Genomic DNA, 10,850 nt, shown 5'->3' with positions numbered 1-10,850 from the left:
CTGTGAGGCTGCTAGAGTATGGCATTACTACTTTATACAACTTTTGCGCTCACTTTACTTCAACACAGTAAAAGATGTCAAATGGGTTCTATAAGCTGTTGTGTATACAACTTGCACAATCAGAGCGGGCAAGATGCCCACCCCACAACCATGTTGAAAAAATATTAGTGCAAATTAAAGGCGCAACAGCTTAGCGCAAGTCCACTAAAGTGGACTAAAAGCCAATACGCTTGGGTTAGTCGAAACTTCTAGCACACATCACTGAGAAACGAAATCGCCAAGTCCGTGACGGTGTAAACAAGGCAGCCCGTAAAGTAATTAAGCATTGCCTAGAAAATGAAATCGGCACAGTAGTTTTTGGGTGGAACAAAGGACAACGGCAAGAGATAAACCTTGGCTCCAAAAATAATCAAAAATTTGTGCAGATTCCCACTGCTAGACTTAAAGATAGGATTGCTCAACTTTGTGAATACTATGGGATTAATTTTGTAGAGACAGAAGAAAGCTACACTTCTAAATCTTCATTGTTAGATGGTGATCTGATACCTACATTCGGTGCGAAACCTGAAGGGTGGCAACCATCTGGAAAGAGAGTTAATCGTGGATTATATCGGACTGCAAATGGTTGCAAAGTAAACGCTGATTGTAACGGAGCGGCCAACATTATCCGCAAAGTAGCGATGAAATTGGGATTTAATCTCAGTGGAATCAGTAGGGTGTCTTTGTCAGCACCATTGAAACTTCGTTTGTGGAGTCTTCAAGAATCCCTGTCCCTTTAGGGCTGGGAGTGTCAATCCCCACTCACAAATTCCAATTGCGACGGAAATGGAAGAAGCCTTCTAAAAACTCTTGCAAAGCAATATTGCTATTTAACCTTTGCTTACTCCACTCTCTTGCAGCTTGTTCCAGAATTTCTGAAAAACTCGGATAGACAGGAGATAAATTTGCTAAATCTTTGACTTTAATTTTTTGGGACATTCCCAAGGCAATCAAATTAATCAACTCTCCAGCTTCTGCCCCCAATATCGAAGCTCCCAAAATTTCACCGTTGTCTAGGACAATTAATTTACACATACCAGTGGTTTCGTTCCGAAGTTGGGCTGCTGCCACTGTTTTAAAATATTGTCGCAAAACTAAAACTTTATCTCGATTAAAAAGGCGTTTTGCCTGGGCTTCTGTTAAACCCACTTGCGCCACCATCGGCACAGAAAACATTCCCCAAGGAATGAAGTGATAATCTACTCGTAACCTGGGGAAAAACAGTGCATTGTTCAGGGCAATTTTTGCTTCATAATTAGCGATATTGGCAAAGTCGTAACCACCAATTACATCACCACAGGCGTAAATGCGGTGGTTAGTGGTTTGCAGTTTATCATTAACTACCAAGCTACGCCGATGCCATTTTACACCTACTGTTGCCAAATTTAGAGATTCAATATTCGGCTGTTGTCCAGTCGTTACTAAAACTTCATCAGTTTCAATAGCTTTATCTCCTGCTTGAATCCATTTTTTATCCTCAATTAGCCTCACCTGAGTCACTGGTTTATCAGTGAAGACGCGCACACCTTCGACTTCCAACTGTGCCTGAAGCAATATGGCTATCTCAGGGTCAATATTGGGTAAAAGATATGGATGCTTGACTACCAGCGTCACACTGCAACCAAACCGCGCTAAAGTTTGAGCAATTTCAATGCTTTGGGGAATTCCGCCGATAATTACCCAATTTTTGGGTAATGTCCCTCCCTGTAAAAATTGCCAAATATTAGATAGCGTGAGGTAGCCAGTGGTTTGCAATCCTTCAATATCTGGAATTTCTGGACGCGAACCACTGGCAAGCAAATAGGTACGGGCGCGTAATAGGCGATTGTTAACGGCAAAAGTCAGTTGTGGTGAAGATTGAAATTGACCACTGCCAACAATAACATCGACTCCTTGCGCGGCTAGGATGGCTGGAGAATGCTGTTCTTTGAGATTTGAGGCGACGCATTGAGCATACAGCATAGCTTCTTGCCATGCCATAGATATGTGGCATTTTTGTGAGGTATCAGTGTGTGTAGCACGAATGCCAAAACTATCTGCATCATTCAACTTCTGCGCCAGTTTGCCAATTTCGGTAAGAGCATGGTGATTAGTAAACCCGTAGTCTACTTTAGGTTCCACCAGGGCAACTGTAGCATGTAGTTGGGTTGCAGCAAGAGCAGCGTAGTATCCAGCAAGACTGCCGCCAATAATTACAACATCGTAGTCAACGGTCACGTGAATTTAAAGTTAGGAGTTAGGAGTTAGGAGTTAGGAGTTAGGAGTTAGGAGTTTGGAGTTTGGAGTTTGGAGTTAGGAGTTAAAATCCTTCTTAAATTTATAACTCCTAACTTATAACTTATAACTCCTAACTCTCTTTTAGCGCTGTTAGTAAGCGTTGGTTATCAGAGTGGGAACGTACAGCAACCCGGAAAAAGCGATCGCCTAGTTCTTTAAAACTAAGGCAATCGCGGATTAAAATCTGGTGATGCTGGAGTAATTGTTGCTGTAACTGCGAAGTAGACTGTTGAGACTCAACCAGTAAAAAGTTAGCAGCGCTTACTTGGGGTTGTAAACCTGGGATTTCAGCCAAACCCTGAAAGAGTTGGTTTCGTGCAGGTGGTAGCCATGCCCAGGTTTGTTGTTGAAACTCCGTATCCTGAAGTGCTGCAATTGCCGCCGCCGCCGCTAGCGTGTTTACAGGCCAAGGGTCACGCCATAGCTGCCATTTAGCTAGGCAGTCAGGGTGGGCGATCGCATATCCTAATCGCAGTCCAGGAAGACTGTAAAATTTAGTTAGCGATCGCAATACTACTAAATTTCTATATTCCTGCACCACCTGAATCAGGCTTTGTTCCTCATTAGGCGGCACAAAATCCATAAATGCTTCATCCACCACCACCAAAGCAAATTGCTCCAAGTAGGGCAAAATAGACTCCCGCAAAAACAGCTTTCCGCTTGGGTTGTGGGGATTATTCAGCAATAGCCCTTTGTCCTTTGTCAATGACAAATGACCAATGACCAATGACCAATGACCAGTGACGCTTTGGCTTTGCAGTTGCTCATGGGGGAAACCCTCAAGACCGCACTGGCTCACCAATGACAAAGGACACTCCAGCACATTAGCGTTATACGCCATCAGGGTTCGGTAGTAGTCGCCAAAGGCTGGAGTGATTAGAATTGTCGCGGCTAATTGGGCTAATTGCCTACCTATGAGAGTAAGTAATTCTGCGGAGCCGTTACCCGGCAGAATCCACTCAGGCGGCAATTGATGGAAGTGACTGAGAGCTAGTCTCAGTTCACTATAGTTTGGGTCTGGATAGTGCTGAAGATTACCAATTTGGGACAGTATAGCAGCGATCGCGCTATTTGGAGGCCCCAACGGGCTGATGCTAGCAGAAAAATCCAGAATAGCATCAGGGGGACAGCCAGCCAGTGCTGCTGCCCAGGCTAAATTTCCCCCGTGTGCAGGTTGCCGCATTAAAAAAGGGTTCCCGAAGACAGAACCTATGCTTTTGGGGGTGCTACCTTTTCTCTAAACAGTTTTCCTGCCGAGAAGGCAGGAACCCTCGTCGCTGGAATTTCCATTTTTTCATTTGTTTTCGGGTTGCGACCTTCGCGGGCTTTACGTTCCCGTGATTCAAATGAGCCAAATCCCACTAATGTTACCTTATCACCAGAGGAAACCGCTTCAATAATCGTTTCCAAAGCGGCAGTTAAGACTGCATCCGCTTGTTTCTTGGTAACACTAGCTTTTTCAGCTACGGCATCAACTAATTCACCTTTGTTCATGTCAAACTCCTGAAGGTTTACTTGAGATTCTTTACGGATGCACCCTGATGCATCTGTACTGAAATCTTTGTTTGCGAAAATACAAAAATCATCCTTTGGGAGTAGCTTTACTCAAAACGCCTGTACATCCCATCGGCTCGACTTTTCAATGAATCATTCTAAGGTGTTGTAGCCTGATGTGGATAGATGAAACCATTAATTTATATAGATTTCAGGTTTTTTTGTAATTTTAGGGTGTTGTTTCACTCAAAAACACCCCAAAAGTAGGAAAAAATACCTAGTACAAACCCCCATTGCCAAGAAAACAGGATGGTGATGAGGTAGAGGATGCTTAGTATTTGTTGGGATTTCTTACCGATGGTGAAGAGTTATTGCTGAGATTAATTAATATTTACTGTTTCCCACTAGAAATTTTCTGTTGCACCCAAGCCCGAAAAGCGCGGGTAGTAGCAATTTCCCCATTCTTCTTCGCTTCTTGAATAAACCGAGGAATCTCCTTCACCGACACAGGCGCGAAACTAGGGCTGGTTTGGACTTCTGAATATTGTCCACCTGCAAGGGTGTAGACTCGCAATACACTGCCGTTATAGCGCCAAAATTCCGGGACTCCCATCGCAGCATAAAGCCTCAGCTTGTCTATTGCAGACCTGGAATATTTTACCTCTAGCACCAGGTCAGGGGGTGGGTTGGTGGCGATGTCAATATTTTCTTTATCTCGAACTAACGCTTCATTTTGAATATAGTAGCTACTATCTGGCTCGGCTCCCTTCTCTAAATCATCTCGCGTTAAAGTTAATGAACCAGCGCGTTTAATTTCCCAACCCAATTCTTCGCACAGGACAACAACAAAACCTTCAATTACACGGTTTGAGTTCTCGTGCGGCATTTGTGGGGTCATAATTTCTATAGTTCCATTGTCATAAGCAAATCGGGAATTACGTTCTGAACCCATTTCAGCCAGCATGGTTTTAAATGTCTGCCAGCTGATGTTTTGGAGTAAAACCCGATTTTCTGCGGATGTTGTTATTGCCGCCATAGTTTAGTTCTTTGCAACAAATTTCGAGTACTCTACCCTTTAATATTACTGTTAAGGCTGAACGGAAAAAAGCGATATGAGCGAAACGACTAATAGGGGTGATAAATTATGACTCAAGCCATACCAAAACTAGTAACCTTTGAAGATTTTGCAGCGTGGCGACCCGAAGGTGGAAGATATGAATTACATGATGGAGTGATTGTTGAAATGGCACAACCAGTAGGAGACCATGAGGATATTGTTGGTTTTGTAGCAAGAAAACTAACAGTAGAATTTGACCGATTAAATTTCCCTTATACAATCCCCAAAACTGCGCTCATTAAACCAACTAATTCGGAATCTGCCTATTCCCCAGATGTGCTATTACTCAATCGCCCTAATTTAGTGAATGAGCCGCTATGGAAAAAACAATCAACTGTAAGTCTTGCAGCATCAATTCCCTTAGTAGTTGAGGTAGTTAGTACCAACTGGGATGATGACTATTACACAAAACAGGGTAAGTATGAGGGTATTGAAATTCCTGAATACTGGGTTGTAGATTATCTCGGTCTAGGCGCTAAAAAGTTCACTGGCAACCCCAAACAGCCTACTATATCAATTTATGAATTAATCGATGGAGAATACCAAGTTACTCAATTTAGAGGTAATAATCGCATCGTCTCGCCTACTTTCCCTGAATTGAATTTAACAGCCGAACAGATTTTTCAAGCTGAACAGTTTTAAAACATCCTCTTAGAGATATTTATATTTACAATGTGGATGCTCCCTATTTTTTCAAATCTTTTTATATAGCGGTTATCGATTGGATGAGAACACCAAAGTCCTTGCTGTCAAATCATTTCAGCAAAGTTTTTGTATCTCACTGAACTGCACACCGCTATAGTATATGAGAACTGAAATTCACACATCGAACCTTTTAGCAAATTCTTTGTATATTAGACATCTCCCGAAATGAATGTAGAGACGCTTTCTTCGTAGCGGCACGTTCGCGGAGCGTCTCGTAGAGAAGTGCAATTTCGCGTCTCTACAAGGGTTTCAGATTACGCATATTTAATTTTTGGAGATGTATATTGAGTACAAATCCAGGTAAAACATTTTCCCCGGAAATAGTTTGAGGAAATTTTAAAACTTCCACATCTTGTCCTGGACGATAAATTTCTACTTCCTGTTTTTTTCGGTTGATCAACCAACCTAGACGACAACCATTGTCGATATACTCTTGCATCTTGTTCTGAGTTTTTTTCAAGCTGTCATTAGGCGAAAGTATCTCAATTACAAAATCAAAACATAAGGGAATAAATTTTTATTTTTGTTCTTTAGTCAAAGCATCCCAACGATATTTTTCTACCCAAGAAACATCTGGAGAACAGCATTTCGCCAACGCCTAAGCCGCTTATCTGCTCTGCGCGGAGAATTCGTGAATAAGAAGATCCCCGACTTCTTAAAGAAGTCGGGGATCTGAGCCTTTGACAAATGTAACTTACCTGCTCATTATCTTTATTACCTGCCAGGAACCTTCAACCCCCGACGTTCAAGGATTTGCCGCACCTCTGGGCTGGGGGTATAGTTATAGCCGTAGGAGGAGTTATCAGTGTCATCCATAATTTGAGGTGTGAGCAATACAATTACCTCATTGCGTTGGTTCTGTCTGTTTGTACTTCTAAACAACGCACCAATTAGGGGAAGATCGCCCAAGATGGGAATCTTGGAGATAGAAGTCCGGTCTGTGTCTTGAATAATACCTGAGAGAATGAGCGTCTGACCATCTCTCAAGCGAATCAAGCCGGAATTAAGCGATCGCTCAGATACCAAGAATATTTGTTGGCTACCACCTCCTCCAACGTTGATAGTAGCTGGAGCTTGGGGTGCTTTGACAACAGGAGCTACCGATAGAGAGACGAAACCGTTATCGTCAATCCGCTCAATTTTGACAGCTAGGGTTAAACCCACTCGGTCTTTTTCTGCTGAAATCGTTTCTGTAGCAAGATTCGCATCACGAACGATTTCCCTTTTAATATTGCCTACCACTTCCTGAGTCAGGTTGACATTAGCCGTTTGACCTTCTTGCACAATTAACGTCGGGTCTGTCAAAATCTTGGCGTTGCCATTTGTAATCTGAGCTTGCAAACTAGTGAGAAGACGTTTGGGGAACTGGTACAGAGATGGTAGAGCAGATGTTGCTGTTCCCAAAACTCCTGGTGCGAACGTAGTAACTCTACTGGCAGGAGTACCAGCAGTAGCAGCAACGGCAGGAACGGCAGGAACAACCACAATACCTTGTGCATTAACAACAGCAGGAACGGCAGGAGTACCAGCAGTACCAGCAACGGCAGGAATATCTGTAATAGTGGTTACATTTGGTGTTCCCTGGGTAACGTTTGTCAAACCCGCTTGAAATGGATTCCCTGAAACCCCTGCTCGAGAGTTAAAGAATGATTGAGCTTGTCCTGGTACATTGCTTGTTAACTGCCCATTCACAATTGTTCTGTCGCCTACTCCAGTTCCTGGAATAGGAGCGGTAGAGTTATTTAAATCCAGGAAAGTATTATTACCACTATAAGGATTACCAGTAACAGGTGTACCACCGCTTATATTGGTTCTCGCTTCAACACTAGTAGCTGGTCTGGAACCGCCAAAATTTAGAGATGCTGCACCGCCATCATTAGTAAAGTAGTTGTTACCAACCCCAAAGGAAAAGCTGGTGTTGTAATCTTGGGTATTCAAGAGGTTAACATCGATAATCTTGACGTTGACTACGACTTGACGACGGCGGATATCAAGCTGAGTTAGTTGAGCCATCGCCATCTCAACTAGCCGGGGAGAACCAATCAAGGTTAGAGAATTAGTACGCTCATCTCCTAATGCCTGTAAACCTCTCAGTAATGGGTTAGAGTCTGTAAAAGTAACACGTTGAGTTTCAACTCTGGTTTCTGTGGTCGTCTGAGTTTGGGTGATAGGCGCAGCTCCAGCCCCAACAGGCACAGCATTAACGCTGGTAACTTGTCGTTCGCGGCTGACGGCACTTTCTGCTCCCAAGCCGACCAAAAAGTTCAGGGCGACTCCCACTGACACCTGATTAAGTCGCAGGCTACGCATAATCATGTCACGGGTAGAATTAGGTAGTTTAGGCCCAACAAAAATTGTGCGATTACTGCGGTTAGCTTCCAAACCACTCAGACGCAAGACATAGTTAAACACATCTTGCACTGGCTCGTTTTCTATATCTAACGAGATTGTTTGAGAGGTTCCTTGGGCATTAGCAGCAGCACCAGCACCTTGCTCGCCTCCGATATAAGCCAGGTTCAAATTAGCAGCACGAGCAAGCAGTGACAAAACCTCACGCACCGGCGCATCTCGCAGCACTAAACGGGGTACACGTTCTTGAGTTCCTAAGTCAATGCTGCTAGGAGAAGCATCAGTATTAGAGATGGCAATATCTCCCACTGGTGGAGCGACGGCTCTAGGTAAGAAAGGTGGAGCCTGACTCACAGTTTGACCTGAGCCAGACGATTGTGCCGGTTGTCCGTCAATGGTGATTTGTGGGTTAGGAACCAGAACATTCGGCTTTTGACCAGGTTGGGCTGGAGTACTAACAGGCGGTGCTGTGGATGTTGGCGCTGTTGGCATTGGTGCTGATGCTATAGTGCCAGCAGATGGGCTAAAGCTGAGTGTAATTCCATTTTGCGATCGCACCACAGGTTGACTGCTAGGTGTGTTGTTGCTGCCCGTTACCGTCACCCGGATGCTATTGGCATCAAGCTGATTAACCTCAACAGATGCAATTCCTGCTGCTGGGCTATCTTGACGAAAACTCTTACCTTGTGGTAAGCGTAATTGAGTATTGATGATATCTGCGACTAAAGTCTTACCTCTTTTTGTAGTGAAAACTTGGGGGCGCGACCCCGAAGAAGTTTTTAAAGCAACGCTAATTCCACCGTTAACTGGATTTAACTGTACATTAGTAACTTGAGTCATTTGTGCCGAAACTGGTTGAGCTGCCAAAAATACAAAAGCGGCAGTACCTAATATAAAACTATTACCGTGAAGCTGTTTCACAGTTCATTCCTCACCTTATAAAACCTTGTTTACAAACAATTCTGAAAAGTTGAGAAAAAGTAGTTAAAAGTGAGGAGTGAAGAGTTACGAATGATAAGTAAGTTGGCGAGAATAAATCAAACTAAATTAAGTAATTTCAAAAATCTTAAGATGATTTCGTAGTGACCTTTTCAGCCATCTTATGAAGACTAAAGTCCTCACCCAACGGGTTCGTTAGTCGCTCATGGAGGAAACCCCCAACACCGCGCTAACTCACTACAAACCTTGAATTATTCACGCTGCTCTACTTAACTCCCAACTCCTAACTCCCAACTCCTAACTCCCAACTCCCAACTCCTAACTCCTAACTCCCAACTCCCAACTCCCAACTCCCAACTCCTAACTCCTAACTCCTAACTACTTTTTCGGAGCAGTTTTAGCTGCTGCGGCTGCTGCTGCGGCTATTTCTTCTGGAGTAAGTGGCATTAATACCTGTAACTGGAATGATGTATTAATCGCTGCTGGACCTACCTGCGCCGGCGTTTTATCCAATTCGGATTTTGACTCTACTGGAGCCAAAGTTGATTGATAATCTTTAATTATTAACAAAGGCTGTAAACGCTCAATGTTACGAATTATCGATTGTGTTTGCTCATAAGTTCCTGTAATTTCAGCATTGATATTGCTGCGTTGCAGCTTACCGTCAACCTGTAGTCCTAGAGTTCCATCGGTAACTGGTTCTGGTTTTTGGGAAACTGGCACAAATTTCTTCAGTTTGGCTCTGACTACATTCATAGAAGTTGGAGTATTACCAGACTCAATTAAGCGGTTCATATCCAACAGCAATGTATCTAAGCTTTTTTCGTTAGCGAATAAACCTAAAACCTGAACTTTTTGCTGTTTTGCCTGTGCTAGCTCATCTTTAACTTTGGCAATCTCTTTGATACTGGCTTTTTTTTGGTCAATTTGCGCTTGCAGTTCAGAGGTTTTGACTTGCTGTTGCTGATAGCTTTCCAAAGCTGGCATCAGAAGGTTTAACAATATATAACCTGCTGATGCTAAACCAATTACCGCCACTATGATGCCAATAATTTTTGGCGTGAAAGCAATACCAAATAGCATAGGGGATGCTGGCGTTGCCTGCTCGAATTCCCCACTTTGTTCGGCAAAATTTAAATCATCACTCAGCGTCATTTTGAAATGACTCCTGTTTGTTGCATACTACGAATTCGAGTCACTAACCCCACTGTGCCTTTTTTTTCCAATTCCTGGATTAATTCCGAAGCTGGAACATCGTTCATACTTGATTGGATAGTGTATTCAACTACTTGGGGCAGCTTAATTGTTACAGCATTAAAAGGTTTACCCATGCCTGGTGGTAAGGGAGCATCTACTAACGTTGCTGTCACAATTCTGTTTTCTGTGGGCTTCAAGAATTGAGACTGTTGTAAACTCAATAAAAAATCATTGACATCGTTAAAAGAACGAGCCAATCCGATAATTTGTAATCCCCCGGCGGGATTGGTTCGTGGCTGCCCTGCCTCTGGCACAATCGGTGGGGTTTGCCTGATGCTCTTAATTTGCACTGCTGCTGGAATGCGATCGCGCAAATCTTGCAGCATTGCTGACCAAGGTCGAATTTGATCAAATACAGTAACTAAAGCTTGGGTTTCCCCTTTAATTGCCTTCGTCTCATCTTTGATTTTATTAATATTTCCTATTTCTGTATCTAACTTTTTGCTTTCTTGGTCTAGTTGTGCTAAATGACCATCTAATTCAACAATTTTCCCTTGCAACAACCACCAACCAATTCCCAAAAAAGCTGGAATACCTACACCTACTGCAATTCCCACATACAGTAGTGTCAAATCCCCCGTAGGAAACTTTAGGGATATTCCTCCCTTTCTCTCAGGCTTTTTCTGGTATTCTGGGCGATCTTTAAGAAAGTTAACATCTAAGCTGTACATTT

Annotated in this window: 8 protein-coding genes and 2 pseudogenes; 2 read left to right on the top strand and 8 right to left on the bottom strand. The window is 43.2% G+C overall.

From position 1 onward, the window contains the following. Window positions 1–239: 239 nt before the first annotated feature. Window positions 240–779: pseudogene (locus V7K32_RS28105) on the top strand (IS200/IS605 family accessory protein TnpB-related protein); the annotation flags it as partial. 22 nt (window positions 780–801) lie between these two features. Here the strand turns inward: V7K32_RS28105 and V7K32_RS28100 are convergent. From V7K32_RS28100 to V7K32_RS28085, 4 genes are all read right to left on the bottom strand, one after another. After that, window positions 802–2,256 (bottom strand): dihydrolipoyl dehydrogenase family protein, encoded by a 1,455-nt coding sequence (locus V7K32_RS28100; RefSeq protein ID WP_334998145.1) that lies wholly within the window; start codon window positions 2,254–2,256, stop codon window positions 802–804. Window positions 2,257–2,386: 130 nt separating this feature from the next. Continuing rightward, window positions 2,387–3,499 (bottom strand): threonine-phosphate decarboxylase CobD, encoded by a 1,113-nt coding sequence (gene cobD, locus V7K32_RS28095; RefSeq protein WP_334998143.1) that lies wholly within the window; start codon window positions 3,497–3,499, stop codon window positions 2,387–2,389. A gap of 26 nt (window positions 3,500–3,525) precedes the next feature. After that, the gene (locus V7K32_RS28090; protein WP_010998076.1) at window positions 3,526–3,810 is read right to left on the bottom strand and encodes an HU family DNA-binding protein; all 285 of its coding nucleotides are present in this window, start codon (window positions 3,808–3,810) and stop codon (window positions 3,526–3,528) included. A 391-nt stretch (window positions 3,811–4,201) separates the two neighbouring features. After that, window positions 4,202–4,846: a Uma2 family endonuclease gene (locus V7K32_RS28085; RefSeq protein WP_334998141.1), complete on the bottom strand. Its 645-nt coding sequence runs from the start codon at window positions 4,844–4,846 to the stop codon at window positions 4,202–4,204. A gap of 108 nt (window positions 4,847–4,954) precedes the next feature. Between V7K32_RS28085 and V7K32_RS28080 the strand changes: the two genes are divergently transcribed. Beyond that, complete coding sequence (locus tag V7K32_RS28080) at window positions 4,955–5,569, top strand: Uma2 family endonuclease (protein ID WP_334998139.1); 615 nt, start codon at window positions 4,955–4,957, stop codon at window positions 5,567–5,569. Window positions 5,570–5,870: 301 nt separating this feature from the next. Here the strand turns inward: V7K32_RS28080 and V7K32_RS28075 are convergent. The 4 genes and pseudogenes from V7K32_RS28075 to V7K32_RS28060 all read right to left on the bottom strand — a co-directional run. Then, window positions 5,871–6,212: pseudogene (locus tag V7K32_RS28075) on the bottom strand (Uma2 family endonuclease); the annotation flags it as partial. A gap of 134 nt (window positions 6,213–6,346) precedes the next feature. After that, window positions 6,347–8,902: an AMIN domain-containing protein gene (locus V7K32_RS28070; RefSeq protein WP_334998137.1), complete on the bottom strand. Its 2,556-nt coding sequence runs from the start codon at window positions 8,900–8,902 to the stop codon at window positions 6,347–6,349. Between the two features lie 396 nt (window positions 8,903–9,298). Next, a complete protein-coding gene (locus V7K32_RS28065; protein ID WP_334998136.1) occupies window positions 9,299–10,075 on the bottom strand; it encodes a pilus assembly protein PilO in 777 nt (258 codons plus the stop codon). Beyond that, entirely contained in the window at window positions 10,072–10,848 is a 777-nt protein-coding gene (locus V7K32_RS28060) for a PilN domain-containing protein (protein WP_334998134.1), read from the bottom strand. The genes V7K32_RS28065 and V7K32_RS28060 overlap by 4 nt, the downstream gene beginning before the upstream one ends. Between the last annotated feature and the right edge of the window lie 2 nt (window positions 10,849–10,850).

The sequence above is a fragment of the Nostoc sp. genome (assembly GCF_036917635.1).
In the GTDB taxonomy this organism is placed as follows: Bacteria; Cyanobacteriota; Cyanobacteriia; order Cyanobacteriales; family Nostocaceae; genus Nostoc.
The sequence above is the reverse complement of the archived record's forward strand: the minus strand, read 5'-3'. Positions and strand labels throughout refer to the sequence as shown.

Bases quoted from the DNA above. Each gene is read 5' to 3' on its own strand.
- V7K32_RS28080 (WP_334998139.1), top strand. From the start codon at position 4,955: ATGACTCAAGCCATACCAAAACTAGTAACCTTTGAAGATTTTGCAGCG.
- cobD (WP_334998143.1), bottom strand. From the start codon at position 3,499: ATGCGGCAACCTGCACACGGGGGAAATTTAGCCTGGGCAGCAGCACTG.
- V7K32_RS28090 (WP_010998076.1), bottom strand. From the start codon at position 3,810: ATGAACAAAGGTGAATTAGTTGATGCCGTAGCTGAAAAAGCTAGTGTT.
- V7K32_RS28065 (WP_334998136.1), bottom strand. From the start codon at position 10,075: ATGACGCTGAGTGATGATTTAAATTTTGCCGAACAAAGTGGGGAATTC.
- V7K32_RS28060 (WP_334998134.1), bottom strand. From the start codon at position 10,848: ATGTACAGCTTAGATGTTAACTTTCTTAAAGATCGCCCAGAATACCAG.
- V7K32_RS28085 (WP_334998141.1), bottom strand. From the start codon at position 4,846: ATGGCGGCAATAACAACATCCGCAGAAAATCGGGTTTTACTCCAAAAC.